We start from the raw sequence: 26,129 nt of genomic DNA on the forward strand, positions 1-26,129 counted from the left end.
GCCCACCATGTTCTAAACCTCCTGATGACGGGGTTCACGCGCCAGAATCTGGCTGACGGCCTCCCGCGCCAGAACCCCTTCGTAGAGCACCTGATACACCGCATGGACAATCGGCATATCCACTTGGTAACGCCCGGCAAGACGCTCGCCCTCGGCGGCCGCGCCGATGCCTTCGACCGCCTGGCCGATGGCTGCCACAGCTTCGTCACGGGTATATCCCTGCGCCAACTTGAGGCCGAATCGGCGATTGCGGGACTGATCATCGGTGCAAGTCAGCACCAAATCGCCCACGCCTGCCAACCCCATGAACGTCTCCGGTTTGGCGCCCGCTAACCCGCCAAGGCGCATCAACTCGGCTAATCCCCGGGTTATCAATGCCGCCCGCGCATTGGCACCAAAACCAAAACCATCGGCCACACCCGCCGCAATAGCCAGCACATTTTTCAGACCGCCGGCGATTTCGACGCCGATGACATCCTCGGTCGGGTAGGTGCGCAGTGTGTGGTTGCGTAGCGTGGCGGCAATGCATTCGGCAGCCTGAGGCTGCACGCTGGCCACGGTAATGGCTGAGGGTTTTGCGGTGGCTACTTCATGCGCGAAGGTCGGGCCGGATACCGCGACAAAAGGATGTTTGGGAAGGCAAGAGGCAACCATTTGACTGATTTGCCGCCCGGTTCCCTGCTCAAAGCCTTTGGATGCGTTTACAACGATGGCATCAACGGGAAAATGTGACGCATGGTCACTCAGAAAATCGGCCAGCACCTTGGTCGGCAAGGCCAACCAGACCTGCTCGGCCGCGTTTAACGTGAGCGGAAGATCAGCGGTGATCTTCAAGGATTCGGGAAAGGGGCAATCGGGCAGATAGCGGGCATTCACGCGATCTTGCTGGCTGCGCTCGGCCAACCCTGGATCGCGCGCCCACAGGCAGACATTGTGACCATTCCTGGCCAACACAATGCCCAGCGCGGTGCCCCAGGAACCTGCGCCCAGTACCGCGATTGATGCCTGAGCACTCATTGCGGAACCTTACTGCGGACGCCCCTGAACCTGTTCGAGTTGCTCCTGCACATGTTGCGAATACAGTTGATCAAAATTGACGGGTTGCAAAACAAGTTGCGGGAAGCCGCCTTTCATCACCAAATCGGAAACCGTTTCACGGATATAAGGCTGCAACAGGTTGGGGCAGTACGCACCCAGAATCTGTTGTGTATTTTCATCATCGAAACCGGCCACGGTAAAGATCCCGGCATACTGAACTTCGGCCAGGTAGATGGTTTCTTCGTTGTGCACAGCGGTGGCCGTGATGGTCAGCGCGGTTTCGAACACACCCTCACCCAGCTTGCGTGCGTTGTTGGCCACTTGAATGTTGACCTCTGGCGACCACTCTGTCGCCACGAAAATATCCGGCGCTTGCGGCGATTCGAACGACACGTCTTTCAGATAAATCTTCTGAATCGCAAATTGCTGCTCTACCGCACCTTCTTGCGTGGCGGCGTGATCGTTATTGGTCTGTTCGGCCATGGAAACAACTCCCTATGCATGAGAAAAATAAAACCGTTATACCCGGTTGCTATGCCAACCGGATGACAAATGAAATCTAGCAGCCTGTCGGACTTTAGGAATCTTAGCGAAAATCAAGCGGGCGAGGGCAGATGGATTTGCAGCCGATTTCCCTGAAGTCCGACAGGCTGCGTGGATTATCGAACGCCTTGTTGTTGCAGCCAGCTTTCTAATGCCTGCAACGGCATGGCACCGGACGTGCGGGCAACTTCCTGCCCACCCCGGAACAGGATTAAGGTCGGAATGCTGCGAATGCCAAACCGAGCCGCTGTTTGCGGCGCCTGTTCCGTTTCCAGTTTGCCGACCCGCAACTTGGTTTTCTGACGGCCAGCCAACTGCTCGAACACGGGCGCCATCATCTGGCAGGGACCGCACCATGTCGCCCAGAAATCGACCAAGACAGGTAAATCATTGCGGCCGATCTGGCGTGCGAAATTCTGATCGGTCAGGGTGATGGGCTGACCCGAAAACAGTTCAGCACCGCACTTGCCGCATTGACCACTGCCTTTACGCTCGCCAGGAATGCGATTCACCGCGTCACATTTAGGGCAAACAACGTGTATGGAAGAAGTTTCGCTCATCGCCTTACTCCGTCAATTCGGGATTACTCATGTACATCAGGTTGTACGTTGGGCTGAATGTGGGGGCGGGTGCGTTCTTTTTCCAGTAGGGCGGGCAATTTTCCTGAGCTGACGAGCGCGGACAAGTCATCATATCCGCCCACATGGGTCTGACCGATGAAGATTTGCGGCACGGTTTCGCGCCCGGATCGTTGCTCCATTTCTGCCCGACGGTCCGAATGGAAGTCCACAGAAATCGTCGAAAACTCAAGGCCTTGCTCTTTGAGGAGTCGTTTGGCGAAATGGCAGTAGGGGCAAAAGGCGCTGAGATAAACTTCGACGATGGGGACGTCTGACGAAGTGTCTGAGGAACTTCCTGTCTGCTCACTCACAAAAACAGAACCGATGCTATTTGCGGACAACGGGAAATTTTTCGGCCTTCCACGCCGTGATGCCCCCCGCAAGATGGGCCACTTGAGTAAAACCCGCCTTCACGAACATGTTGGCAGCTGACGCGGAGCGGTTGCCGGAGCGGCAATAAAGCAGAATTTGATCCGCCTTGTGCTTCTCGAATTCCGAGAGTTTGCTCGCTACCGTACCCAACGCGATATGGCGCGCGCCCTTGATATGTTCTCCGCGGAACTCGTCTGTTTCTCGCACGTCGATGAGCAACACGTTCTCCCGACCGATCAGACGGGCAAACTCGGCAGCGGTCATGTCGCGGAATTTTTTCATTCCCCGCGTCATTTCGTTACCCAAAAGCAAAACGATCAGCACCACAGCAGCCAGAGACAAGGCCCAGTGCCGCATCAGAAAGTCGATATATTCCTGCATCATTTACCCTTAAAACAGAATTCGAAGCGCGTAAAGCCATTCAAGGCCGGTTATTGTGCTCGGCGCACGCCCAACTTGGACAGAATCGAATCCATTGGACAAAAACGGGTAATGCCGCTCTGGAACAGGTTCAGGCCAACAAACGCGGTCAACCACAACCAGCTTGGCTTCGCGAGATCGACCTGGCCGGTAACATGCGCCAATATCAAGGTGAGCAGAATCATCAACCCTGCCATAATGCGGACGATACGATCAGTCGTCATATCAAAAACCTCAGGAGTCAGAAAACGCGCACCAAAGCCATCTGGCACGCGTTTACGTTATCAATTAAAGGGGCAAAACACTTCCTGCATCATGCTGATCAAACGGAGCGTGCGGGCATCGGATACCCGGTAGAAGACGCGGTTGGCATCTTTGCGGGAGGCCAGAATACCTTTGTCGCGAAGAATCGCCAGATGCTGGGAAATATTACTCTGGGTCGTGCCAACGGCATCAACGATTTCTTGCACATGCAGTTCGCGATCGCCCAGCACGCAAAGAATCTTAAGGCGCAAGGGGTGCGACATCGCCTTGAGCGAACGCGACGCCCGGTCGATATCTTCCGTCCGAGCCATCAAGCGTTCGGTGCCACACTCATTCATTTCAAGGATCATTCGCGGTTCCTGGCAAAAATAGTTACATTTTTCGATATGCTATCAGACTGGTGGCGCTTTGGAATTCAACGACCCCGTTATGGGGTGGCTCAAAGACTCGCCAACAACCTGTTATTGAAAGCATACTAACTATTTTCGATGCGTCTGTCGTGGAAAATTGGAAATTTAACGCCATTTTGAGCAACAACCCAAGCAATGCCTTATTTTTCCCGATTTAAATTACCAGCGCGTCACCGGAAAACAGACTCATTCCGGTTTAGCGCGCGCGCATTAAGTTACCCTGCCGCCCTGTTTTTCTGTGTGGCTTGCACACTCGGTCAAAACGCCCACGCAGATAGTCCAAGCGAGCTAAAGCAGGCCATTGACCAGCAAAAATCAGCCTTGAGCAAAACACGCGAGGCTCAGGATGAAATCAAAAGCCAGCTTAAGGCCACTCAGGCCAAACTGGATCAGACTGAAAAAGCACAAAAAGATATCGAAGATCATATTGAAGCAATCGAAGCGCAGCGATCCGATCTGGAGGATCGAACCGCGCAACTGGCCACCGACATAAAACATATCAAGTCACAAATTAACGACAGCCTGAGCGTGGCTTACCTGCTGGGTAATCAGGCGCCGATATCGACGCTTTTGTCCCATGATGATGCCTTATCCTCCGAACGTTACCTGTATTACATCAAAACGCTGGTTGCTCAATCGATCGGGCAATTAAACGCGCTTAAACAGACCGAGCAGGCTCAAGCGGAAAACAAAAAGGCCCTCGAAAACACACAAGCCGAGCTGAACCAAGCGGAAACGCAACTGGCCGCAGCCCTTGCGGCGCATCAGGCGCAATTGGCCGAGCAGAATAAACTGCTCCTAAAACTTAGCCAGCGCGCCGATACGCAATCCCAGCGACTGGCTGAACTGCTTGCGCAGAAAAAAGAACTGGACGCACGGATAGCTGCCCTGAACGCACAAGCAGCAAAGGATCGGGCAGAGCAGAATCGTCGCCGCAAGCAAGCCCATCAGCGCAAATTACCCCCCCAGCAGATGACACCGACATTCGTTCGGGCCAATCAAGCGCCCCGGATGAGGTCGCCCACGGCGGCATTCCGATTACCGGGCGCATTGTTCGCACCTATGGCGCCCCTATTGCCGAGGGCGATATGCGCTCACAAGGCATTCTGTTTTCTGCGCCCTCGGGCACGTCGGTTAGGGCCGTCGCGGCGGGCACGGTTGTCTTTGCAGACAGCATGAAAGGTTGGGGCAATCTGGTCATTCTTAGGCACGCCAACGGCTATCTGTCACTGTATGCCCACAACAGTGAACTCAAAGTCCGTACTGGCATGCGGGTAAAACAAGGCACCGTTCTGGGCCTGAGCGGCCAGGTTGAAGGGCGTGAAACCGGCATGTACTTTGAAGTGCGCAAGGGGAACGACACCATCAACCCTCTGCGCTGGGCACCGTACCGATCTCTAAAACACTAAGTTGCGCGATGGCAATGGCGACAAAATCGGTATCAGTCCGCCTGTTGGGCAAAAAGCTTGCTATGCTTTTGCAAGCTTGACGCGCGCCGTTGAACGTATGTCCTATTCAGCAGTCTCAGGCATGATTTTCAGTATGCACGGGAATGGATTCCGCGAACCATCACGTTTGATGTATCGCCTGTTTGTTTTTGTTTTGGAGTAAAAATTATTATGGCTCAGTGGTTACGTAAAACATCTGCCCTTGGCGTTGCCGCCGTTTTCGGGTTCTCTGTGGCGATTGCCGTTAACGCGCTTGCTGACAAGGATCAGGCCACTGATTCCAACATTCCGCTGAGCGAATTGCGCACATTCACCGATGTTTTAACACGCGTAAAAGCGGACTATGTCGACAATGTCACCGACAAGACCCTGATGGACAATGCCATTCGCGGCATGATCGATCGCCTCGACCCGCATTCGAATTATCTCGATAAGGCCGAGTTCAAGGATCTGCGGGAAACCACAACCGGCAAATTCGGTGGCTTGGGATTACAGGTCGGCATGAAGGACAAGGTGATCACCGTCATCTCGCCAATCGACGACACCCCGGCCCAAAAAGCTGGTATTAAGGCCGGCGACAGGATCGTCAAGATCAATGGTGAGTTCACCCAGGGTCTTGACCTTGAGAAAGCAGTAAAACAGATGCGCGGCGACCCGGGCACGAAAATCACGCTGACACTGGTTCGCGATGGCGTCGACAAACCGTTTGACGTCACACTTGAGCGCGCCATCATCAACGTCAAGTCGGTCAAGGCGCGCATGCTTGATCCGAACTTCGGCTATGTGCGCATCGCCCAATTCCAGTCCGACACGACAGAACAGTTGCATGATGCGCTCAATCAACTGATCAAGGACAACGACAACAAGCCACTCAAAGGCTTGGTACTTGATCTGCGCAACAATCCCGGCGGCGTGCTTCAGGCAGCAGTCGGCGTGGTGGATACCTTCGTCAACAAGGGTTTGATCGTATATACCAAGGGTCGTGTCGAAGATGCGCAGATGAGCTTCAAGGCGCATGAGGGCGACATGCTCAACGGCGCCCCCATCGTGGTGTTGGTGAACGGCGGCTCGGCGTCAGCATCGGAAATCGTTGCCGGTGCTCTGCAAGATGACAGCCGGGCATTGATTGCCGGTGAACGCACCTTCGGCAAGGGCTCGGTTCAGTCCATCATGCCATTGACCAATGGCGGGGCGCTGCGCCTGACCACGGCCCGCTACTTCACGCCCTCGGGCCGCTCAATTCAGGGCGAGGGCATCAAGCCGGACGTGGAAGTGCATCAGTTGAAAGTTACCGATATCGACAAGGTGTTCTCCATCAAGGAAGCTGATCTGGCCGGTCACATCAGCAACCCCACCAAGCCAGATCAAAAACCGGCTACCCAGCCGATCAAGCAAATGATCGACTCCGACGGTAAGCCGTTGGTAGAAACCGATTATCAGCTCTACGAGGCACTCAATCTACTCAAGGGCATGTCCATCGTGGCGCATCGAGATCGGGATTCCGCACAGTAAGTCCGGATTAATAACATTCAAACCGAATGGGAATTGTCTGACACATAATGTTTCTTGCTATTTATTTTCGGCCCGCCTAAAGGTAACTTAGGCGGGCCGTTTTTTTTGCCTCATTGCAGGGGCACATCCGTCCAATCCAAAGGGAGTAAAGAGATGTCAATTAAGGCTATGATCCTGTTGGCGCCGGGCTTTGAGGATCTCGAAGCGGTGACCATCATCGATATACTGCGCCGTGCGAAATTTCAGGTTGCGGTGATCAGCCTGCGGGAGGATGAAGTCACCGGGACCCGCGGAACCCGAATCGTTACCGATGGCAACCTCGCCTTGCTCGATAAACAGGCAGCGTTTGATCTCATCGTCATGCCAGGTGGACAACCCGGCTCAGACAACCTGGTGGCCGACCCGCGCGTGATCAATCTGCTCAAGACGCAGACTTCGGCTGGTCGCTTTGTGGCTGCGTTATGTGCCGCCCCAAAAGTATTGGCGAAGGCCGGTCTGATCAAGAATAAACGAATCACCCATTACCCAGGTGCGTTGACGGCGGCAGAACAGCAAGGCGCAACCGTCACCGAAAACCTGGTAGAAGTGGATGGCAAACTGATTACCGGCCGAAGCCCGGGTGCGGCCATGGACTTTGCCCTGATGCTGATCGAGCAATTGGGCGGCCACGAACTTCGCCAGACAATCGAGACTGATCTGGTGCGCTGATTGCTCGATCGGGACAATGCATGGATGAACAATACCGGACGATGATGCAATCATGGCCCGGTATTTTTTATGACGTCAACCTGTTGATTACCTGTTTTGCACAAACAAAAACACCCGCTTTCGCGGGTGTTTTTTATCTGTCCGAAAGGATCGGTATTAATTCAAGGCGAATTAAACCCGTTCACCATGCTGGTTGATATCCAGACCTTCGGCTTCTTCTTCTTCCGTAACCCGAATACCAATCGTGAATTTCAGTGCCATCAAGATGAGGAAGGTAACCACCGCATCATAGACAACAGTGAAGCCAACACCCTTGAGCTGAATCATGAACTGAGCCAGGATGCTGCCGTTGGCAGCGGCATTCAAACCGGCGCCACCGAAAGCGGCCGCAGAGAAGATACCGGTCAACAAGGCACCCACAATACCGCCTATCGCATGCACGCCGAAGGCATCGAGCGAGTCGTCATAACCCAGCATCCGCTTAAGGTAGACCGCGGCGAGGAACGGGATGATACCGGCTGCGATACCAATCACAAACGCACCGGTTGGGCCGACAAAACCCGAGGCGGGGGTGATGGCAACTAAGCCCGCAACCGCACCGGAGGCCATACCCAACAGAGTGGGTTTGCCGCGCATGATCCATTCGATCAACATCCATGCCATTGCAGCAACGGCTGTTGCAATCTGGGTAACGGCCATCGCCATGCCCGCAGTACCATCGGCAGCCAGTTCAGAACCGGCGTTGAAGCCAAACCAGCCCACCCACAGAAGGGCGGCACCGGCCATGGTATACACCAGGTTAACCGGCGGCATGGCCTCAGTGCCGTAGCCTTTGCGCTTGCCCAATACCAGTGCAGCGACCAGACCAGCGATACCGGCGTTGATGTGTACCACGGTACCACCGGCAAAATCCTGGATACCGTCTCCGGCAAGCCAGCCACCGCCCCAAACCATGTGCGCAATAGGTGAATACACCAACACGGACCAGAGGCCAAGGAAGATCAGCAATGCGGAGAACTTCATCCGTTCAACAACAGCACCGATGATCAGCGCAGGTGTAATGATGGCGAAGGTCATCTGGAAGGTCATAAAGACACTTTCCGGAATGGTGCCTTGGATGCTGTCATAACCCATGCCCTTGAGGAACAAGGCGCTGAAGTCACCCACATAGGCGCCGCTGCCTTTGAAGGCCAGCGAGTAACCCACCACTGCCCAGATCACGCTGATCATGGCCGTCGTGGCAAATGTGGCCGCTGCGACGGACAACAAGTTTTTACGACGAACCATACCGCCGTAGAACAGCGCTACGCCCGGAATGGTCATTAACAGAACCAGTGCCGTAGAGGTCAACATCCATGAGGTGTTGCCCGCATCCAGAACGGGTTTGGCATCTTCTGCCGAGGCGCCTGTTGACATCAGCAGGCCGATAATCGCCAGCATGCCCAGCCCGAAGCTAGGCTTGATTTTAAAATTACTCATGTTACCTGCTCCTTAAAGCGCTTCTGGGCCGGTTTCACCGGTGCGAATACGGATAGCCTCTTCAATGGTGGAGACAAAAATCTTGCCGTCACCAATCTTGCCGGTGCTCGCCGCTTTGGTAATGGCATCGATCACGGGCTCGACCGTTGCATCGTCCACGACCATTTCCAGTTTCACTTTAGGTAAAAAGTCGACCACATATTCCGCGCCGCGATAAAGCTCGGTATGCCCCTTTTGACGACCGAAGCCTTTGACTTCAGTCATCGTGATCCCCTTCACGCCGATGGTAGACAGTGCTTCGCGCACATCATCGAGCTTGAACGGTTTAATGATTGCTGTGACCAGTTTCATACAAACCTCTCAGATAATTGGCGCGGTATTAGAAGCTCTTGGTGACGCTCAGGACAGCAGTTGGGCCGCCAAGGAATTTCGTTGAGCCATCGCTCGCTGTCGCAGTATCAAATGATTCTTTTACATTCGAGTCGACATAGGCCAGGCTCACCGCCCAGTCTTGTGGCAAGGAGTAGGTGCCACCCAATGACCAATCGGTATAATTGTTATCACTGTTGCTTGTGCCGTCCATTTGCGAACCCTTAAACATTTGGTGACCCACGTGGGCGTCCAGCGTCAAACTATCGGTCAGCGGGTAATGCGCATCCAGCTGGATGTAGGATGTGCCCTTACTGTCGTACATGCCGTAGTATTTGGATGCATTAATGTTGTATTGAGCTGTCAACCATTTATAGGATGCCGCGATATGCAACTCGGTTGTATTGATACCAGAATTGCCTGTGGTTGTCGGGTAGTAGACATAGAGAATTCCTGCATCGAATCCAACGTCATCGTTCAGTGTGTAGTGATATCCGCCGTACCAATCGCTCTCCAGCCCGACCAATTTATCGTTGAACAGCGCATCATTGGAGATGCTTGATCCCCAGAAACCAGCGTAGAAGCCAGCCGGCAACCCCAGATTGAAGCTCACTTGTACTGCGGGCTTTTTGTAGGTTTGCGACATACCGCGGTAGCGATAGTCGCTCACCACTGCCGCAGTACCAGATACGCTCACTGCTGGTGCGTCAGCCGCATAAGTAGGCACAGCAAATACAGACAATGAAGCGACAACAGATGAAGCAATCAGCGTCTTTTTAAATTTATTCATGGATCCGATCCTCTAAAAGAGTGTGTTTGTGCGAGTTGCCTGCTAGCTTTAACAGGAACCATGCCAACTACATATCCATTTGTTTTTTATATATAAATCCATCTTGAGCAAATCACGGGCTCTTGCTTATGCACTTAATTAGTGCGGCAGCCGCAGTGCTTGGGCTTTAAAATAGTGCAACCGCTGTGGCCTTAAAACGACAATCCACGCCACGCGCATCGTGGTTTTTACAAATACGGGAACCTCGAACGGTTTTTAAAGGCGCCCGCATGCATCGAAAACAACACAAATGAACACCCGAACGAGAACCAAGAATTCGCAAGCACTGGGTTCAAACCGTTGTACTGTGCTGATAACGGTCAGTCAGTTTGTCGATCTGCTGACGTAGGTACGAGATTGCATTTCCGCCAGACGACTCAACACGCGCTTGAATTCGCCATCAAGCAAGTCGGCATGGTCAAAATGCGCTGTGGATGCGGCATCGGGGAAGATCAACTGAACGCCGCGATCGTAAAACTCGTCAACCAACCACATAAAGCGGCGTGCCTGGGCAAGCGAATGCTGATCGAACCGAGGCACGCCGGAAAGACAGATCGTGTGAAACCGATTGGCCAGTTCGATGTAGTCGGCCTTGCCGCGCGCGCCGGTACACAATTCGTGGAAATCGAACCAGACAGCACCATCGACCAGGCATCTTGCGGTAATGGCACGCCCTACTATTTCAAGCGATATCTTCTGATCAACATGGCCTTCTGCCATCGCCGTGAACGCTTCGGGTAGGGCCGAGATATCGGCAGATTGCGGGTCGAAGGCGAGACGGTAGTCCACGTCGCTATCGAATGGCACCATCGCCATACTCTGCTTGAGCAACGCGATGGTGGGAAGAAACTGCGCGCGTTGCAGGCCGTTGCGGTAGAGATCATCCGGGGACGTATTGGATGTGATAACCACTACGACGCCGTGATCGAACAGCCCTTGCATCAGCCCCCGAATCAGCATGGCATCGGTGATGTCGGCTATGTGGAATTCGTCCAGACACAACAACCGGACACCGCGCGCGATGTCCCGAGCGATCCGCAGCAAAGGGTTCTCGCACCCTTTTAGTTCAGTAAGCCGTGCGTGGACATCCGCCATAAAGCGATGGAAATGTATCCGCTGCTTCTGTGCCAGCGGCACGCAGGAGAAGAATGCGTTCATCACAAAGCTCTTGCCGCGCCCGACACCGCCGTGCAGATAAACCCCTTTGACGGGCGTGACTGCGGGGACGCTTCCCAGCAATCGACGCAACAACGGCACGGCAGGTAATGGAGATGATCGTTTTACGCACTGTTCATACGCGGTTTGCAGAACGGAACAGGCGTTCAATTGCGCAGCATCCAGCGAGAAACCACGCGTTTGCGCCTCGGCCTGCATGCACGAAGTCAGTTGATCGCTCGACATGAGCGGCCTCCGTTTGCGGCAGACGACTCACGGAAAATCGAAGCGCAGCATGGTGCGGGTGAGTGCATTGTCCCGTTCCTCTCTTAAGAGACAATACAGCCGCGTAACAATCGCTCGACGGTCGAATCCGTTACAGCAGTGGCGGTGATGCGCTGCCACAGCACCTGATCTTCCAGAGCGACGAGCCGCTCGAATTCCTGCCATTGTGGCGTAGCGAGCCGATCAATGTGTTCTTCCAGAAAACGGGCCAGCACCATATCGAGTTCGAGCATGCCGCGGCGGCAGTGCCAACGGATGCGACTGATGTCCTCCTCTGCAATCAGAGCGGTCATACCGTCCGCTTCACCAGCAATGATTTGATCTTGCCGATCGCCTGCGTGGGGTTGAGTTCTTTCGGGCAAACATCCACGCAGTTCATGATGCTGTGGCAGCGGAACAATCGGTAGGGGTCTTCCAGATCGTCCAAGCGTTCAGTGAGTGCCTGATCGCGGCTATCGGCGATGAACCGATACGCTTGCAGCAACCCGGCCGGGCCGACGAACTTATCCGGGTTCCACCAGAACGAGGGGCAGGCGGTGGTGCAACAGGCGCACAGAATGCACTCGTACAGGCCATCGAGCTTGGCTCGGTCTTCTGGCGATTGCAGGCGCTCGGTATCCTGACCGGGCTCGTCCTTATTGATGAGGTAGGGTTTGACGGATCGGTAGTGGTCGAGGAACTGGCTCATATCCACAACCAGATCGCGGATGACCGGCAAACCGGACAGCGGACGCAGCGTGATCGGCTGCTTCAGTTCGCTTAAGGGTGTAACGCACGCCAGACCATTTTTGCCGTTGATATTCATGCCATCCGAGCCACACACGCCCTCGCGACAGGAACAGCGCACGCTGAGCGTCTCATCCTGTTCCTTGATCATCAAGATGGCGTCGAGCAGCATATTGCCTTCCGGCTCGATATCCAGCTCGTAGTCCTGCATGTAGGGCTTAGCGTCGGTGTCGGGGTTGTAGCGGTAGATGGAAAAGCGCATGACGGAATCCTGCTAGTAAACGCGTGGCTTAGGTTGGAAGGCATCCACGGTCAGTGGCTGCTGGCGTACCGGCTTGTAATCGAGACGTTGGTCGGCGGCGAAATAGAGCGAGTGCTTCATCCATTCGGCGTCGTTGCGTTCGGGGAAATCGTCGCGGGCATGCGCGCCGCGGCTCTCCTTGCGCGCGGCCGCCGAGATCATCGTGGCCAGCGCTACCGCCATCAGGTTTTCAAGCTCCAGCGCCTCAATGCGCCCCGTGTTGAATACCTTGCTGTGATCGCGCAGCACCACATCGGGCAATTTTGCGGCAATTTCCTGCATTTTTCGGACACCATCCTGCAAGACGGCTTCTGTTCGGAACACGCCGCAATGCTGCTGCATCGTCGTGCGCATTTCTTCGCGCAACTGCGCCACGGTGGGGCCTTCGCCCTTTCGCTCCCAACGCGCCATCCGCGCCGAGATGCGTTCCAAGGAAGCCGACGGAACAGCACGTGCCGATGGGTTTTCACGGCAGTACGCAATCACATCGTTACCGGCGGCCCGACCGAACACGATCAGATCCAGCAGGGAATTACTGCCCAGACGATTGGCACCATGCACCGATACGCAGGCGCATTCGCCGATGGCGTAGAGGCCGGGAACCGCAGCCTGCGTGCCGTCAGCCGCTGGCTTCACCACGCGACCATGCAGGTCGGTCGGAATGCCGCCCATCATGTAATGCACGGTGGGTACGACGGGAATCGGATCTTTGGCCGGATCGACATGGGCGAATTTTTTCGCCAGCTCACTGATTCCCGGCAGACGCTGATGAATGACATCAGGTCCGAGGTGGTCGAGCTTGAGCAGCACGTGGTCGCCCTGTTCGCCGCAGCCTCGACCTTCGAAAATCTCTACCGCCATGGCGCGGGAAACAACATCCCGGCTGGCCAGATCCTTGGCATTGGGCGCGTAACGCTCCATAAAGCGCTCGCCGTGCTTGTTCACCAGATAACCGCCTTCGCCGCGCACCCCTTCGGTCACCAGCACGCCCGCACCATGAATCCCGGTGGGGTGAAATTGCCAGAACTCCATGTCTTCCAGCGGGATGCCTGCGCGCAGTGCCATCCCGAGGCCATCGCCCGTATTGATCAAGGCATTGGTGGTGGCCGAGAAAATCCGTCCCGCACCGCCGGTCGCGAGCAGGGTGGCGCGCGCCTCGATGAACACTGGTTCTCCGGATTCGATGCCCAAAGCCACCACGCCCAAGGCGTGACCCTGTTCGTCCATAACGAGATCAATTGCGAAGTATTCTTCAAAAAAATGGGTACGGGCGGCGATATTGCGCTGATACAACGTATGGAGCATGGCATGCCCGGTGCGATCGGCCACCGAGCAGGTTCGCACAGCAGGTGCGCCACCGTACTCTTGAGTCATGCCACCGAACGGGCGCTGATAGATCTTGCCGTTATCTAGGCGGTCGAACGGCATGCCGTAATGCTCCAGCTCAATCACCGCTTCGTTTGCGTTACGACACATGAATTCGATAGCGTCCTGATCGCCCAGATAATCCGAACCCTTGACCGTGTCGTACATGTGCCAGTGCCAGTTATCCGCACTCACATTGCCGAGACTGGCGGCAATGCCGCCCTGGGCCGAAACCGTATGCGAGCGGGTGGGATACACTTTGGAGACCACGGCTACCTTGATCCCCGATTCGGCAAGCTGCAAGGCCGCGCGCAGGCCCGCGCCGCCGCCACCGATGATTACCGCATCGAATGTTTTCTTTTCCATCGTCCTACCCAAGGTCATGGTTGTGTTCATGCAGGGCTCCATAAAATCTGCACGGCCCACGCGGTATAGGCCACCAGCGCCAGAATCACGAGTGCGTGCAGGCCGAGCCGGATCAACGTGGGATGAATGTAATCCATGAAAATATCCCGCATGCCCAACCAAGCGTGAACAAACAAGCTCAATAGAAAAATCAGGCTGAACAGGCGAACGGGCAGGCTATGGAACATCATTTGCCAGTCGGCGAAATTCGATACGGGATGCCACAACAGATACCCGGTGATGAACAGGGTATAAATGACCATAACGACGGCCGTGAGCCGCTGCACCAGCCAATCCTTGATGCCGTAGCGCGCGCCGCTGGGAACGCGGTTCACCATATCAGCACCCCGATCAGCAGCGTGAGCGCGATGCTGACGACGAGCACCAACTTTGCGGTGAATCGCGCCTGCGCCAGATGGACACCGATATCCAAGTCCAGCGCCAGATAACGCAACCCCATGCAGAAATGGTGCAGATAGGCCCAGACGACGACCAGCAATGCGAGTTTCGCCACGGGCGAGTGAAACCAGGATTGCACCTCGGCGAAGCCTTCGGCCGAACCGAGCGACAACTGGAAAACATACAGCAGTACCGGCAGCAGCAGGAACAAAAACGCCCCGCTGATGCGGTGCATGATCGAAACGATGCCCGGCAAGGGCAGCTTGATCTTGAGCAAATTGAGGGAAACCGGTCGACTGCCTGCCACGATTATCCTCCCTTCCGCATGATCAAAAGCCCGGAGCAGGCCGTCTTCTGGCGATCTGGAAAATGAGCGGCATGGGGCATCGGCTGGTACATAAGCGTCTTAATTCAACTCGTCGAAGTAATAGTGGTGCTCGGTATTCACATAACTGATGCGCCATTCCACCGGCTGGTTCTTGTAGGTGAACGCCACCCGCTCGATGCACAGCAAAGGCGCGCCCACGGCCACGTCCAGCAGTCCAGCCACCCGTCCATCGGCGAGCGCGGCACGAATGCGTTCTTCCGCCGAAATAATGCGAATCTGGTACTGCGTTTCATAGAGCGAATACAGCGTACCCTTGTGCGCGTTCACGTGCTCTTCGACCATGGCGCTGGAAATGCCTTTCAGCAGAGATGCGGGCAGGCGGATGTCGTCATACACCACCGCCTTGCCCGACAAACTCAACACCCGCTGAATCTGTACCAGCGCGCTGCCGCTGCGAACGCCCAGCCGTCTGGCCAGTACCGCATCGGCTTTGCCTCGACCAAAACCAATAAAATCGCTCTGCGGATAGGTTTGTTCACCGGCCAGATTGCGCAGATGCAAAAATCGATACGTCGTGCCGTCATCGGCATGGGTCGCCACGAAAGTGCCCCTTCCCTGACGTCGAACCAGCATGTTCTCGGCCACCAGCTCGTTAATCGCCTTGCGCACCGTGCCCTGACTGACTTCATACCGGCGGGCCAACGCCATTTCGCTGGGAATCATGGCGCCGGGCGTCCACTCACCTTCAGAAAGGCTCCGTGTGATCAACCGCTTGATCTGTTCATACAACGGCAAAAAACTGGGGGTCTGCTGCTTCATCATCATGGCAAAAATAATACATCACAGTATTCAAACAAGTCTATGTTGTCTTATATAAGACATAAGATGACGCGAAAAGGCAAGTAGCGTCGCAAGAACCGCCGAACACTCAGAACGAAGGCGGGCTGCACGAGCTGACGAGCGTGCAGGGCTCCTTGCCGACATTGCGGAAGCGGTGTGGTTGTCGACTGTTGAAATAATAGGCATCGCCCGATTTGAGCACGCGCGTCGCCTCGCCCACCGTCACCTCCAGTTGACCGGAGAGAATGACCCCGCCTTCCTCGCCTTCGTGATGCAGCATGTTCAAGCCGGTATCCGCGCCCACGTCGTAATGCTCGAACAGAATTTGCAGCGCATGACCCGCCCGGGCCGAACCGATCTGGCGATAAGAGATGCCTTCCCCGCCACTGATCTCGGTCAGCTCTCCGGCACGGTAGAAAATTTCGCTTTCCGCAGGCGGCAACTCATCGGAGAAAAACTCGCCCAACGTCATCGGAATCCCCGCCAGAATCCGCTTGAGTGCACTCACTGACGGGCTGGTCCGCCCCGACTCGATCAGTGAAATGGTGGCGTGCGCCACCCCTGTTCTTTTGGCCAATGCGCGCTGCGACAATTGATGCCGCAATCGCACCAATCGAAGCCGAAAACCGACGTCTTGTTCCATAAGTTTCCCCGCCGTGTGATGAGGCTGTTATGAGTGTTAATAATTCAATAACAATACACCATAACAGAGCAATAAAATCAGCCAGTTAAATAGATAAAAATACAGTCTTGACGGCAGATAATGAACACCCCGACACTCGCCTCATCTTCAACCGAGGAATCAACCGTGTCCGACCTGCCCAATCTCGATCATTACTGGTTGCCCTTCACCGCAAACCGCCAGTTCAAAAGCATGCCGCGCCTGTTCCAGGCTGCAAAAGGCAACTACTACACCACCATTGACGACCGCAGGCTGCTGGATGGCACCGCCGGGTTGTGGTGTGTCGCTGCCGGGCATGGCCGCGAGGAAATTGCTGTGAGCGTGGCAAACCAATTGCGCACATTGGACTACGCACCGGCCTTCCAGAACAGCCATCCGCTCGCTTTCGAAGCCGCCGAACGCCTGGCCCAATACATGCCGCCCGGTCTGGATCGCATTTTCTTCACGGGTTCCGGTTCGGAGTCTGCCGACACCGCACTGAAAATCGCACTGGCGTATCACCGCGTGACAGGCAACCCGCTGCGCAACAAACTGGTCGGCCGCGAGCGCGGTTATCACGGCGTCAACTTCGGCGGCATCGCCGTGGGCGGCATCGCGGGCAACCGCAAGGCATTCGGCAATGGTCTGGCCGGCGTCGATCACATCCGTCATACGCTGGACATCGGACGCAATGCCTTTACGCGCGGCCTGCCGCAAGATGGTGGCATCGCACTGGCCAATGAATTCGAACAACGCATCACCACCCTGCACGATCCGGCCACCATCGCCGCGCTGATCGTGGAACCGATGCAAGGCTCCGCGGGTGTGCTGCTCCCGCCGGTGGGCTACCTCAAGCGCCTGCGCGAGATTTGCGACAAGCACGGCATCCTGCTGATTTTTGACGAGGTCATCACCGGTTTCGGCCGCCTCGGCACCAAGTTCGCCTCGGATTATTTCGGCGTGGTGCCGGACATCATCACCTGCGCCAAGGCACTGACCAACGGCGCCGTGCCGATGGGTGCCGTCGCCGTCAAACGTGATATTTACGACGCCTTTATGGCCAACAGCCCGGCCGGTGGCATCGAGCTGCCGCACGGTTACACCTACAGCGCACACCCGGTCGCTTGCGCCGCGGCGCTTGCCACACTGGATATCTTCGCCACCGAAAAACTCGAAGACCGTGCCGCTGGCCTGAGTACACACTTCGAGCAGGTAGCACACAGCCTCAAAGGCCTGCCGTTCGTCAAGGATATCCGCAACCTCGGGCTCGTGGCGGGCATTGAACTGGAATCAATTCCGGGCAAACCCGGCGCGGCCGCCTTCGCGACCTACCTCAAGTGCTACGAGATGGGTGTGCTGGTGCGCTACACCGGCGACATCCTCGCCATTTCGCCGCCCCTCACCATCGAGAAAGACGAAATCGACCGTATTTTCAGCACCATCGGCGAAGCGCTCACCACATTGGCCGCAGAGGGTGAAGCCGGACTGGACCCGACCCGCCACCTCAAAAACGAGCAGCAATGGGTCGCGCATCAACAAGAAATTCATCAACAACACCTCATTTTGGAGCACACCGCATGACCTCGCCGGAACACACCCTGCCGATGATCGGCCACTACATTAATGGTCAGCACATCGCGGGCAACGGCGAGCAAAAAGCCGATGTGTTCAATCCCGCTACCGGCGCGGTTCAGGCACAGGTTTGCTTCGCCACGGAATCGGAAGTTCAGCAAGCCATCGCGGCGGCGGCCGAAGCCTTCCCGGCGTGGTCGGCCACCTCGCCGCTCAAGCGTGCACGGATCATGTTTACGTTCCGGGAATTGCTTGAGAAAAACAGCGCGGCACTGGCGCGCGCCATCACGCTGGAACACGGCAAGACCCTCAGCGATGCGCACGGCGAAATTACCCGTGGTCTCGAAGTGGTCGAGTTCGCCTGCGGCATGCCGCACCTGCTCAAGGGCGAGTTCAGCGATCAGGTGGGTACCGGCATCGATACCCACAGCCTGCGCCAACCGCTCGGCGTCGTGGCGGGCATCACGCCGTTCAACTTTCCGGTCATGGTGCCACTGTGGATGATCCCGATGGCGCTGGCGACCGGCAATACCTTCGTCCTCAAGCCGTCGGAGCGCGATCCGAGCGCCAGCCTGATGCTGGCCGACCTGCTCGCGCAGGCAGGGTTGCCGAGCGGTGTGTTCAACGTGGTTCAGGGCGACAAACTGGCGGTGGATACCCTGCTGACCGACAAGCGGGTGCAGGCGATCAGCTTTGTCGGCTCAACGCCCATCGCGGAATATATCTACACCACGGGCACGGCGAACGGCAAACGGGTGCAGGCTCTGGGTGGCGCGAAGAATCACCTCGTGGTCATGCCCGATGCGGATCTCGATCAGGTTGCCGATGCGCTGATCGGTGCGGGTTTCGGTTCTGCGGGGGAACGCTGCATGGCCATCACGGTGGCGGTTGCCGTGGGCGGTGTCGGCGAAGCGCTGGTGGACAAACTCGCAAACAAAGCGCGCAGCATTCGCGTCGGCCAGGGGCTGGATGAAAACGCCGATATGGGTCCGCTCGTTACGCCGCAGCATTATGCGAAGGTCAAATCTTATGTGGATTGTGGCGTGCAGGAAGGCGCCAAGCTTGTGGTGGATGGTCGCGACTTCAAACTGCCGGGCTTTGATAACGGGTTCTTCATCGGCCCTTGCCTGTTCGATCAGGTCACGCCGGACATGACCATCTACAAGGAAGAAATTTTCGGCCCCGTGCTGTCCGTCATGCACGTCAGCGATTTCGAAACCGCACTGAAACTGGTCAATGACCACGAGTACGGCAACGGCACGGCCATCTTCACCCGCGACGGCGGTGTGGCGCGCGAGTTTTCCCGCCGCGTGCAGGCGGGCATGGTGGGCATTAACGTACCGATCCCGGTGCCGATTGCCTTCCACAGCTTCGGCGGCTGGAAACGCTCGCTGTTCGGCGATCACCACATCTATGGCCCGGAAGGTGTCCGGTTCTACACCCGCATCAAGACCACAACGACGCGCTGGCCTGCGGGAGCACCGCTTGCCGCAGAATTTGTCCTACCGACGATGAAGTAAGCAAGAATGCCTGCCGTCCATCCCGAGCACTATCTTGGGTGGGCGGCGGTTTTTTGGGCATGCCTGCTTATCGAAACGTCCCAGCGGCGATATGATGTGACGCGCTGAGCCGTTGCCCACATCATGCGGGATCAGACCTTTTCCGCTCAGCACTGAGGTATCTGCTCATGACTGCTTTAGACTCCGGCCGGATTGCGGCTCAAACCACCCTGGTGTCTGTCGCGTCCTATCTGGCTGGTTTTTATTTTACCGAACTCTTTCATGCACCCTCGGCAAGCATGGGCGCGCTTTGGTCTGCGGTGTCGGGTATCGTGGTGTTGCAGGCAACACGGCGCGATACCTGGTCGTCGGCGTCGCTGCGGATATTCGGCTCGCTCATCGGCGCGATCATCAGCGCCATTTACCTTTCCTTCCTGCCGTTTAGCCCGTTCGGCATGGCCGCATCCATCTTCGTGACCGTGCTCCTGTGCCATGTCGCACGGATTCCCGATCACGCCCGTCTGGCCGCAATCACGGTGGTCGTGATCATGGTCATCACCAGCATCGACCCATCATTGAATCCGATCGGTAATGCGGCCTTGCGGTTCAGCGAGTCGTTCATCGGCGCAACAATTGCCGTGTTTGCGGCGCTGCTGTGGCCGGGGCCGAAGGATATGCCCAGTGCGCCGCTACCGAGCGCCCAAGACTAGAAGATGTTGGACTAACAGATACTGGACTGACAGATAAATCGAGCGCACTGACCCTTTCGTAACCGTTACGGCCACGTCAGATAACGCCGGTATTCCCAGTCGCTAACCGACCGGCAATAGTCGATCCACTCACTGCGCATGGTTTCGATAAACCCGGCCACGAGGTCATCGCCCACAGCCGAACCCAATACCGTGTCCGCAGCCAGTGCGTCCAGCGCCTGTCCGAGGGTTTGCGGCAAGGTCGCCACCCCGCGCTCGGTAAAGCGAGACTCTGGCCATTCGTACATGTCTTCATCAACCGACGCAGGCGGCGTCATGCCTCGCGCCACGCCATCGAGCATGGCGGCAATGGCCGAAGCCAGCGCCAAATAGATGTTGCAACTGCCATCGGTCAGGCGGAATTCAAGCCGCCCGCCGGTCGTTCGCACCACGGTGGTGCGATTGTTGTCGCCCCAGGCAATGTGCGCCGGCGCCCAGCTCGTGCCGGACAGCGAACGCCCCACCACCAGCCGCTTGTACGAGTTCACGGTGGGCGCGTGGAAGGCGGTCAACGCCGGGCAGTGCGCCAGCAAACCCGCCACACACTGCCGACCGATGTCGGAAAGACCGTGCGAATCCGACGCGTCGGCCATGACCGCCCGACCCTCGTTGTCCCGCAACGACAAATGCATGTGCAGCCCGTTACCGGGGCGGTCGGCAAAGGGCTTGGGCATCATCGTAAAGATTAAGCCCGCGTCCTCGGCGATGTGATGCGCCGCCATCTTGAACAGAACGAAACGGTCAGCCGCCGTCAGCGCATCGCTGTAATGGTAGTTGAGTTCGTACTGCCCGCTGGCATCCTCGTGATCGATCTGGAATACGTCGAAACCGCAGGCGTCCAGCCCTTGTTCCAGTCGGCGCAACACATCGCTGACGCGCGCCATGGCCTTGAAATCGTAGGAAGGTTTGTCCAGCATATCCGCCGCATCGGCCGGAATCGGTCGGCCCGCCGAATCTTGATGGAACAGGCAGAACTCGGGTTCGATGCCAACGTTGAGCGTCCAGCCCCGCCCGGCCAAACGCGCCATTTGCCGTTTGAGCAGATAGCGTGAACACCGGCCGTATGGCTCGTCTAGCACCACCCCGTCGCAGGCGATGCGGGCGTAACCCGGCATCCAGGGCATCGCCTGCAACGTGGTCAGATCGCCTTGGCCATAAAACTCGGCCCGAGGGCCATGCCGCGGCAACCCGGTTCCATTGATGGAAGGCGAGCCGAAACCCGCTCCCGGAGAAACGATGTCGTCGAGATGGGCGAGCGGGATGTAGGTGCCCTTCACCGCGCCATGAATATCCACAAACTGCGCGATGACCGTATGCACACCCGCCGCCGCCAAGCGCTGTTTGGCCGCGGCAATCTCCGCCTTGTCCCGTTCTGAGGTACTCATGATTACGCCTTGGCCAGCGCCCGGTCGAGAATATCCAGTGCCTCATCGAATACCGTATCTTCGGTGGTCAGCGGGTAGAGGAAGCGGATTACATTGGCATAAACGCCGCAGGTGAGCAGAATCAGGCCTTCTTCCAGCGCCGCTTGCTGAACGCGTTTGACTGCATCGGGCGAGGGTGCGCCGGTGGCCGGATCGCAAAACTCGGCCGCAACCATCGAACCCAGTCCGCGCACTTCTTTCAATGCTGGCACGGCGGCCTGTGCCGCGTTCAGACGCGCCATCAATTTTTCGCCCAGAAAGTTGGAGCGTTCGACCAATTGTTCCTTCTCCATGACGTCGATCACGGCGAGCGCAGCGGCAATCGCCAGCGGATTACCGGCGTAGGTGCCACCCAGTCCGCCCGGCGCGGGTGCATCCATCACCTCGGCCCGACCGCACACGGCAGACAGCGTCATGCCGCCGGCCATACTCTTGGCCATGGTCACGATGTCCGGCAGAACGTCGTAGTATTCGGTGGCGAACAACTTGCCGGTACGCCCGAAACCGGTCTGCACTTCGTCGAAAATCAGCAAAATGCCGTGCTCGTCGCAGACCTTACGCAAACCGTGCAACAACTGGGGTGGCGCAACATAAAAACCGCCCTCGCCTTGAACCGGCTCGATGATGATGGCCGCCACGCGGCTTGGTTCGATCTCGGCCTTGAACAAAGTTTCCAGCGCGTGCAGCGAATCCTCGACGGTGACGCCATGCAGTTCCATCGGGAACGGCAGGTGATAGACCTCTGAGGGGAACGGCCCGAAACCGACCTTGTAGGGCACCACCTTGCCGGTCAGGGCACAGCCCATCATCGTGCGGCCATGAAAGCCACCCGAGAACGCGATAATGCCCGGACGGCCCGTGCTGGAACGGGCGATCTTGACGGCGTTTTCCACCGCTTCGGCGCCACTGGAAAAGAACGCGGTCTTTTTGGCGTAATGACCGGGCACGAGTGCATTGATGCGTTCGGCCAGGCGCACATAGCTTTCATAGGGCAGAACCTGATAGCAGGTGTGGGTGAAGCGCTTGAGTTGTTCCTCGATGGCCGCAACCAGCGCCGGATGACGATGGCCGGTATTGAGCACAGCGATACCGCCAGCGAAATCGATGTATCGATTACCTTCAACATCCCACACTTCGGCGTTTTGCGCACGATCGATGTAGAAACCGGCCATCACGCCGACGCCGCGCGGGGTGGCTGCCAGCCGACGCGCCTGCAGATCGGCGTTCATGGATTGATCGTTTGGCGCGGTTGTTTGGGCGCTTTTTGTCATTGCATGGGCGGTCATGTCGCTGTTCCTTGCTCGCCGTATCAGGCGAGGCTGATCCACGTGGTTTTGAGTTCGGTGTATTTTTCGAGCGCGTGCAGCGACTTGTCGCGACCGTTGCCGGATTGCTTGAATCCGCCGAACGGCACGGTGATGTCGTCTTCGTCGTAGCAGTTGACGTGCACGGTCCCGGCGCGCAGGGCACGGGCCACAAGATGCGCCCGTGAAATATCCCGCGTCCAGACGGCGGCGGCCAGGCCGTAGCTGGTGTCGTTGGCGATTCGGATCGCTTCTTCCTGCGAGTCGAAGGTGATGATCGACAGCACGGGGCCGAAGATTTCTTCGCTGGCGATGATCATTTCGTTGGTCACGCCGTCGAAAATGGTCGGCGACACATAGAAACCGCCGGTTTCCGTGCGGACGCGCTCGCCACCACAGCACAAGGTCGCGCCTTGGCTTTTGCCCGCTTCGATGTATTTGAGCACGTTATCCATCTGCATCTGGTCGACCAGCGCACCCATCGTCGTGTTGGGATCGAGCGGGTCGCCCGGCATGTGCTTGGGCGAGTACTGCTTGAGTTTCTCGACGAATTCATCGCGGATGGAGCGCTCGACCAGCAGGCGCGACGGCGCGTTGCAGCTTTCGCCCTGGTTGTAGAAGATCGAACCGGCAGCAGCAGCCACGGCACGGTCCAGATCGGGACAGTCGGCGAAGACGATGTTGGGCGACTTGCCCCCCAGCTCGCACCACGCGCGCTTGAGATTGCTCTCGCCCGCCATGACCTGGATTTTCTTGCCCACCGCGGTCGAACCGGTGAAGGCGATGCAGTCGATATCCCTGTGAAGAGCCAGCGGCGAACCGGCCTCCGGGCCAAAGCCCGGCACCACATTCAACACACCCGCCGGAATACCCGCTTCCAAAGCGAGTTCGCCCAGACGCAGCGCGGTCAATGGCGATTTTTCCGAAGGCTTGAGGATGACGCTGTTCCCGGCGGCCAGCGCCGGTGCAATCTTCCAAGAAGCCATCAGCATGGGATAATTCCACGGCACGATGGCCGCGACCACGCCTATGGGTTCGCGGGTAATCAGCGCCAGGGTGCGGTCGTTGGTCGGCGCGATCTCGTCGTAGACCTTGTCGATCGCTTCGCCGTACCAGCGCAGGGTATTCGCCGTAGCGGGCACATCGGTGCTCATGCTGGCCGAGATGGGTTTGCCCATATCCAGCGTTTCCAGCAGCGCCAGTTCTTCGCGGTTTGCCAACACCAGATCGGCAAAACGGATCAGGATCGTCTTGCGCTCCCGCGGCGACAGACCGGCCCAGCGCCGGTCTTCGAACGCGCCGCGCGCCGCGACGACAGCCTGGTCGACATCCGCCGCCTTGCAGCGCGCCACCTCCGCCAGTTTGCGACCATCCACCGGCGACAGACATTCGAACGTGTTGCCATCGGCGGCATCGACGCGTTGGCCGTTGATCCAGGCGCGACCGTCAATTGTGAGCGCCGCCGCCCGGGCATGCCAATCAATCGTGTTCATTTCATCACCCCTGTTTACCGTGCTTTTTTACTGTGCTTTTTGCTGTGTTGGCCGAACGATGGCGCGGCCCTGTCTCTCACCAAGCGTGCTTACAGCCCGGCCATGGCGACGTATTTGATCTCCAGATACTCGTCGATGCCGTGATGGGAACCTTCACGCCCCAGACCCGACTGCTTGACCCCACCGAAGGGCGCCACTTCATTCGAGATGATGCCGGTGTTGACGCCGACCATGCCGTATTCAAGCGCTTCCGCCACCCGCCAGATGCGCCCGATATCTCGACTATAAAAGTACGAGGCCAGGCCGAATTCAGTCCGGTTGGCCAGCTCGATCACTTCCTCGTCGGTCTTGAAGCGGAATAGCGGCGCGACCGGGCCGAAGGTTTCTTCGCGGAACATCAGGGCATCCGGGCTCACATCCGCGAGCACGGTCGGCTCGTAGAATGTGCCGCCCAACGCATGGCGCTTGCCGCCCGAGACCAGACGGGCACCCTTGGCAATCGCATCGCCAACGTGGCTTTCCACCTTGGATAGCGCCGCTTCGTCGATCAACGGGCCTTGTGTAATGCCGTCGGTAAACCCATCGCCGACCTCCAGTTTGGCCACACGATCGGCCAGTTTCTGCGCGAAGGCATCGAATACGCCGTCCTGCACAAATAACCGGTTGGCACAGACACAGGTCTGACCCGCATTGCGGTATTTGCTGGCAATGGCGCCGTCCACGGCCGCATCCAGATCCGCGTCGTCGAACACGATGAACGGTGCGTTGCCACCCAACTCCAGCGACAGCTTCTTGATGGTGTCCGCACTCTGACGCATCAGGATGCGACCCACTTCGGTCGAGCCGGTAAAGGACAATTTGGTCACCACCGGGCTGTCGCAGATGGCGCCGCCGATTTCCCGCGGATCGCCGGTAATGACCTGGAACACGCCGCCGGGAATGCCCGCTTCTTCGGCCAGCACGGCCAGCGCCAAGGCGGACAACGGGGTTTGCTCGGCGGGCTTGACGATCATGGCGCAACCGGCCGCCAGCGCCGGGCCGACTTTGCGGGTAATCATCGCGGTCGGGAAGTTCCAGGGCGTAATGGCGGCGGTGACGCCGATCGGTTGCTTTAATACCAGCAATCGGCGGTCACCCTGCGGTGCCGGGATCACCTCGCCGTACACGCGTTTGGCTTCTTCGGCGAACCATTCGATAAAGCTGGCGCCGTACGCGATTTCACCGCGCGCTTCGGCCAGCGGCTTGCCTTGTTCTGCGGTCAGAATCCGCGCCAGATCGTCTTGATGCTGCATGATCAGCGCGAACCATGCCTTCAACCGTGCGGCGCGATCCTTGGCCGTCAAGCTGCGCCATGCCTTTTGGGGTTCGGCGGCGGCGGCAATGGCGCGCTCTGTTTCGACCCTTCCCATCAAGGGCACTTCGGCAATCGGTTGCGCCGTGGCCGGGTTCGTCACCGTCAGGGTGGCACCAGAGTCGGCGCCGACCCAAGCACCCGCCAACCAGGCAACGCCTTGTTTAAGCAGTGCCGGATATTTGAGTTGGATAGACATAAATTCTCCAGATTTGGTAGACAGCCTAGCCGCCCGGCTCGACTGTGGGGTTTGATTTGAT

General features: G+C 57.4%; 29 protein-coding genes. 7 read left to right on the forward strand and 22 right to left on the reverse strand.

The annotated features are described in order from the left end of the window. Positions 1 to 12: 12 nt before the first annotated feature. The 7 genes from HNEAP_RS11685 to HNEAP_RS11715 all read right to left on the reverse strand — a co-directional run bounded on the left by HNEAP_RS11685 (position 13) and on the right by HNEAP_RS11715 (position 3,607). On the reverse strand, positions 13 to 1,017 hold the full coding sequence (locus tag HNEAP_RS11685; protein ID WP_012825186.1) for an NAD(P)H-dependent glycerol-3-phosphate dehydrogenase: 1,005 nt from the start codon (positions 1,015 to 1,017) through the stop codon (positions 13 to 15). A 9-nt stretch (positions 1,018 to 1,026) separates the two neighbouring features. After that, positions 1,027 to 1,521, reverse strand: coding sequence for a protein-export chaperone SecB (gene secB / locus HNEAP_RS11690; RefSeq protein WP_012825187.1), 495 nt, complete (start codon positions 1,519 to 1,521; stop codon positions 1,027 to 1,029). A 176-nt stretch (positions 1,522 to 1,697) separates the two neighbouring features. Further along, complete coding sequence (gene trxC, locus HNEAP_RS11695) at positions 1,698 to 2,141, reverse strand: thioredoxin TrxC (protein WP_012825188.1); 444 nt, start codon at positions 2,139 to 2,141, stop codon at positions 1,698 to 1,700. A 23-nt stretch (positions 2,142 to 2,164) separates the two neighbouring features. Continuing rightward, positions 2,165 to 2,512 (reverse strand): glutaredoxin 3, encoded by a 348-nt coding sequence (grxC, locus tag HNEAP_RS11700; RefSeq protein ID WP_012825189.1) that lies wholly within the window; start codon positions 2,510 to 2,512, stop codon positions 2,165 to 2,167. A gap of 16 nt (positions 2,513 to 2,528) precedes the next feature. Continuing rightward, positions 2,529 to 2,957 (reverse strand): rhodanese-like domain-containing protein, encoded by a 429-nt coding sequence (locus tag HNEAP_RS11705; RefSeq protein ID WP_049772540.1) that lies wholly within the window; start codon positions 2,955 to 2,957, stop codon positions 2,529 to 2,531. Between the two features lie 47 nt (positions 2,958 to 3,004). Next, complete coding sequence (locus tag HNEAP_RS11710; protein ID WP_012825191.1) at positions 3,005 to 3,217, reverse strand: YgaP family membrane protein; 213 nt, start codon at positions 3,215 to 3,217, stop codon at positions 3,005 to 3,007. 60 nt (positions 3,218 to 3,277) lie between these two features. Continuing rightward, positions 3,278 to 3,607, reverse strand: coding sequence for an ArsR/SmtB family transcription factor (locus HNEAP_RS11715; RefSeq protein WP_012825192.1), 330 nt, complete (start codon positions 3,605 to 3,607; stop codon positions 3,278 to 3,280). A 300-nt stretch (positions 3,608 to 3,907) separates the two neighbouring features. On the opposite strand from HNEAP_RS11715, the gene HNEAP_RS11720 reads away from it, so the two are divergent. The 4 genes from HNEAP_RS11720 (at position 3,908) to HNEAP_RS11740 (ending at position 7,335) form a co-directional block, all read left to right on the forward strand. Beyond that, complete coding sequence (locus tag HNEAP_RS11720) at positions 3,908 to 4,846, forward strand: murein hydrolase activator EnvC family protein (protein ID WP_155802528.1); 939 nt, start codon at positions 3,908 to 3,910, stop codon at positions 4,844 to 4,846. After that, positions 4,756 to 5,076: a murein hydrolase activator EnvC family protein gene (locus HNEAP_RS11725; RefSeq protein WP_081441169.1), complete on the forward strand. Its 321-nt coding sequence runs from the start codon at positions 4,756 to 4,758 to the stop codon at positions 5,074 to 5,076. Before HNEAP_RS11720 ends, HNEAP_RS11725 begins: the two co-directional genes overlap by 91 nt. A 210-nt stretch (positions 5,077 to 5,286) precedes the next feature. Next, complete coding sequence (locus HNEAP_RS11735; RefSeq protein WP_012825193.1) at positions 5,287 to 6,627, forward strand: S41 family peptidase; 1,341 nt, start codon at positions 5,287 to 5,289, stop codon at positions 6,625 to 6,627. A 153-nt stretch (positions 6,628 to 6,780) separates the two neighbouring features. After that, positions 6,781 to 7,335: a DJ-1 family glyoxalase III gene (locus HNEAP_RS11740; protein WP_012825194.1), complete on the forward strand. Its 555-nt coding sequence runs from the start codon at positions 6,781 to 6,783 to the stop codon at positions 7,333 to 7,335. Between the two features lie 171 nt (positions 7,336 to 7,506). Here the strand turns inward: HNEAP_RS11740 and HNEAP_RS11745 are convergent, their stop codons facing one another. From HNEAP_RS11745 to HNEAP_RS11795, 11 genes are all read right to left on the reverse strand, one after another. After that, positions 7,507 to 8,814 (reverse strand): ammonium transporter, encoded by a 1,308-nt coding sequence (locus HNEAP_RS11745; protein WP_012825196.1) that lies wholly within the window; start codon positions 8,812 to 8,814, stop codon positions 7,507 to 7,509. Positions 8,815 to 8,826: 12 nt separating this feature from the next. Next, positions 8,827 to 9,165, reverse strand: coding sequence for a P-II family nitrogen regulator (locus HNEAP_RS11750; RefSeq protein WP_012825197.1), 339 nt, complete (start codon positions 9,163 to 9,165; stop codon positions 8,827 to 8,829). Positions 9,166 to 9,193: 28 nt separating this feature from the next. Then, entirely contained in the window at positions 9,194 to 9,973 is a 780-nt protein-coding gene (locus HNEAP_RS11755) for a TorF family putative porin (RefSeq protein ID WP_012825198.1), read from the reverse strand. Positions 9,974 to 10,336: 363 nt separating this feature from the next. Continuing rightward, positions 10,337 to 11,413, reverse strand: a complete 1,077-nt coding sequence (gene zapE, locus HNEAP_RS11760; protein ID WP_012825199.1) for a cell division protein ZapE — start codon at positions 11,411 to 11,413, stop codon at positions 10,337 to 10,339. An 83-nt stretch (positions 11,414 to 11,496) separates the two neighbouring features. Then, positions 11,497 to 11,745: an FAD assembly factor SdhE gene (locus HNEAP_RS11765; protein WP_012825200.1), complete on the reverse strand. Its 249-nt coding sequence runs from the start codon at positions 11,743 to 11,745 to the stop codon at positions 11,497 to 11,499. Beyond that, complete coding sequence (locus HNEAP_RS11770) at positions 11,742 to 12,440, reverse strand: succinate dehydrogenase iron-sulfur subunit (RefSeq protein WP_012825201.1); 699 nt, start codon at positions 12,438 to 12,440, stop codon at positions 11,742 to 11,744. Before HNEAP_RS11770 ends, HNEAP_RS11765 begins: the two co-directional genes overlap by 4 nt. Before the next feature lie 12 nt (positions 12,441 to 12,452). Continuing rightward, positions 12,453 to 14,240: a succinate dehydrogenase flavoprotein subunit gene (gene sdhA, locus HNEAP_RS11775; protein WP_012825202.1), complete on the reverse strand. Its 1,788-nt coding sequence runs from the start codon at positions 14,238 to 14,240 to the stop codon at positions 12,453 to 12,455. Then, the gene (sdhD, locus tag HNEAP_RS11780; protein WP_012825203.1) at positions 14,237 to 14,587 is read right to left on the reverse strand and encodes a succinate dehydrogenase, hydrophobic membrane anchor protein; all 351 of its coding nucleotides are present in this window, start codon (positions 14,585 to 14,587) and stop codon (positions 14,237 to 14,239) included. The genes sdhA and sdhD overlap by 4 nt, the downstream gene beginning before the upstream one ends. Continuing rightward, positions 14,581 to 14,955: a succinate dehydrogenase, cytochrome b556 subunit gene (gene sdhC / locus HNEAP_RS11785; protein WP_012825204.1), complete on the reverse strand. Its 375-nt coding sequence runs from the start codon at positions 14,953 to 14,955 to the stop codon at positions 14,581 to 14,583. The genes sdhD and sdhC overlap by 7 nt, the downstream gene beginning before the upstream one ends. 99 nt (positions 14,956 to 15,054) lie before the next feature. Beyond that, on the reverse strand, positions 15,055 to 15,801 hold the full coding sequence (locus tag HNEAP_RS11790; RefSeq protein ID WP_012825205.1) for a GntR family transcriptional regulator: 747 nt from the start codon (positions 15,799 to 15,801) through the stop codon (positions 15,055 to 15,057). Positions 15,802 to 15,904: 103 nt separating this feature from the next. Next, positions 15,905 to 16,459 carry a cupin domain-containing protein gene (locus HNEAP_RS11795; protein ID WP_012825206.1) on the reverse strand — a complete coding sequence of 185 codons (555 nt, stop codon included), beginning with the start codon at positions 16,457 to 16,459 and terminating at the stop codon, positions 15,905 to 15,907. A 165-nt stretch (positions 16,460 to 16,624) separates the two neighbouring features. Between HNEAP_RS11795 and aptA the strand changes: the two genes are divergently transcribed. From aptA to HNEAP_RS11810, 3 genes are all read left to right on the forward strand, one after another. After that, entirely contained in the window at positions 16,625 to 18,058 is a 1,434-nt protein-coding gene (gene aptA / locus HNEAP_RS11800; protein WP_012825207.1) for an omega-aminotransferase AptA, read from the forward strand. Then, complete coding sequence (locus HNEAP_RS11805) at positions 18,055 to 19,569, forward strand: CoA-acylating methylmalonate-semialdehyde dehydrogenase (RefSeq protein WP_012825208.1); 1,515 nt, start codon at positions 18,055 to 18,057, stop codon at positions 19,567 to 19,569. Before aptA ends, HNEAP_RS11805 begins: the two co-directional genes overlap by 4 nt. 167 nt (positions 19,570 to 19,736) lie before the next feature. Continuing rightward, the gene (locus HNEAP_RS11810; RefSeq protein ID WP_012825209.1) at positions 19,737 to 20,258 is read left to right on the forward strand and encodes an FUSC family protein; all 522 of its coding nucleotides are present in this window, start codon (positions 19,737 to 19,739) and stop codon (positions 20,256 to 20,258) included. A gap of 65 nt (positions 20,259 to 20,323) precedes the next feature. Here HNEAP_RS11810 and glnT read toward each other — a convergent pair whose 3' ends face one another. The 4 genes from glnT to HNEAP_RS11830 form a co-directional block, all read right to left on the reverse strand. Further along, positions 20,324 to 21,682, reverse strand: coding sequence for a type III glutamate--ammonia ligase (glnT, locus tag HNEAP_RS11815; protein WP_012825210.1), 1,359 nt, complete (start codon positions 21,680 to 21,682; stop codon positions 20,324 to 20,326). A 2-nt stretch (positions 21,683 to 21,684) separates the two neighbouring features. Then, a complete protein-coding gene (gene gabT / locus HNEAP_RS11820) occupies positions 21,685 to 23,007 on the reverse strand; it encodes a 4-aminobutyrate--2-oxoglutarate transaminase (RefSeq protein ID WP_012825211.1) in 1,323 nt (440 codons plus the stop codon). A 23-nt stretch (positions 23,008 to 23,030) separates the two neighbouring features. After that, a complete protein-coding gene (locus HNEAP_RS11825) occupies positions 23,031 to 24,518 on the reverse strand; it encodes an aldehyde dehydrogenase (protein WP_012825212.1) in 1,488 nt (495 codons plus the stop codon). Between the two features lie 89 nt (positions 24,519 to 24,607). Next, positions 24,608 to 26,068, reverse strand: a complete 1,461-nt coding sequence (locus HNEAP_RS11830) for an NAD-dependent succinate-semialdehyde dehydrogenase (RefSeq protein WP_012825213.1) — start codon at positions 26,066 to 26,068, stop codon at positions 24,608 to 24,610. Between the last annotated feature and the right edge of the window lie 61 nt (positions 26,069 to 26,129).

The sequence above is a fragment of the Halothiobacillus neapolitanus c2 genome (genome assembly GCF_000024765.1).
GTDB lineage: Bacteria > Pseudomonadota > Gammaproteobacteria > Halothiobacillales > Halothiobacillaceae > Halothiobacillus > Halothiobacillus neapolitanus.

Coding starts and splice junctions, on each gene's coding strand:
- HNEAP_RS11685 (WP_012825186.1), bottom strand. CDS start 1,017: ATGAGTGCTCAGGCATCAATCGCGGTACTGGGCGCAGGTTCCTGGGGC.
- secB (WP_012825187.1), bottom strand. CDS start 1,521: ATGGCCGAACAGACCAATAACGATCACGCCGCCACGCAAGAAGGTGCG.
- trxC (WP_012825188.1), bottom strand. CDS start 2,141: ATGAGCGAAACTTCTTCCATACACGTTGTTTGCCCTAAATGTGACGCG.
- HNEAP_RS11705 (WP_049772540.1), bottom strand. CDS start 2,957: ATGATGCAGGAATATATCGACTTTCTGATGCGGCACTGGGCCTTGTCT.
- HNEAP_RS11710 (WP_012825191.1), bottom strand. CDS start 3,217: ATGACGACTGATCGTATCGTCCGCATTATGGCAGGGTTGATGATTCTG.
- HNEAP_RS11715 (WP_012825192.1), bottom strand. CDS start 3,607: ATGATCCTTGAAATGAATGAGTGTGGCACCGAACGCTTGATGGCTCGG.
- HNEAP_RS11725 (WP_081441169.1), top strand. CDS start 4,756: ATGCGCTCACAAGGCATTCTGTTTTCTGCGCCCTCGGGCACGTCGGTT.
- HNEAP_RS11735 (WP_012825193.1), top strand. CDS start 5,287: ATGGCTCAGTGGTTACGTAAAACATCTGCCCTTGGCGTTGCCGCCGTT.
- HNEAP_RS11740 (WP_012825194.1), top strand. CDS start 6,781: ATGTCAATTAAGGCTATGATCCTGTTGGCGCCGGGCTTTGAGGATCTC.
- HNEAP_RS11745 (WP_012825196.1), bottom strand. CDS start 8,814: ATGAGTAATTTTAAAATCAAGCCTAGCTTCGGGCTGGGCATGCTGGCG.
- HNEAP_RS11750 (WP_012825197.1), bottom strand. CDS start 9,165: ATGAAACTGGTCACAGCAATCATTAAACCGTTCAAGCTCGATGATGTG.
- HNEAP_RS11755 (WP_012825198.1), bottom strand. CDS start 9,973: ATGAATAAATTTAAAAAGACGCTGATTGCTTCATCTGTTGTCGCTTCA.
- zapE (WP_012825199.1), bottom strand. CDS start 11,413: ATGTCGAGCGATCAACTGACTTCGTGCATGCAGGCCGAGGCGCAAACG.
- HNEAP_RS11765 (WP_012825200.1), bottom strand. CDS start 11,745: ATGACCGCTCTGATTGCAGAGGAGGACATCAGTCGCATCCGTTGGCAC.
- HNEAP_RS11770 (WP_012825201.1), bottom strand. CDS start 12,440: ATGCGCTTTTCCATCTACCGCTACAACCCCGACACCGACGCTAAGCCC.
- sdhA (WP_012825202.1), bottom strand. CDS start 14,240: ATGAACACAACCATGACCTTGGGTAGGACGATGGAAAAGAAAACATTC.
- sdhD (WP_012825203.1), bottom strand. CDS start 14,587: ATGGTGAACCGCGTTCCCAGCGGCGCGCGCTACGGCATCAAGGATTGG.
- HNEAP_RS11790 (WP_012825205.1), bottom strand. CDS start 15,801: ATGATGATGAAGCAGCAGACCCCCAGTTTTTTGCCGTTGTATGAACAG.
- HNEAP_RS11795 (WP_012825206.1), bottom strand. CDS start 16,459: ATGGAACAAGACGTCGGTTTTCGGCTTCGATTGGTGCGATTGCGGCAT.
- HNEAP_RS11805 (WP_012825208.1), top strand. CDS start 18,055: ATGACCTCGCCGGAACACACCCTGCCGATGATCGGCCACTACATTAAT.
- HNEAP_RS11810 (WP_012825209.1), top strand. CDS start 19,737: ATGACTGCTTTAGACTCCGGCCGGATTGCGGCTCAAACCACCCTGGTG.
- glnT (WP_012825210.1), bottom strand. CDS start 21,682: ATGAGTACCTCAGAACGGGACAAGGCGGAGATTGCCGCGGCCAAACAG.
- gabT (WP_012825211.1), bottom strand. CDS start 23,007: ATGACCGCCCATGCAATGACAAAAAGCGCCCAAACAACCGCGCCAAAC.
- HNEAP_RS11825 (WP_012825212.1), bottom strand. CDS start 24,518: ATGAACACGATTGATTGGCATGCCCGGGCGGCGGCGCTCACAATTGAC.
- HNEAP_RS11830 (WP_012825213.1), bottom strand. CDS start 26,068: ATGTCTATCCAACTCAAATATCCGGCACTGCTTAAACAAGGCGTTGCC.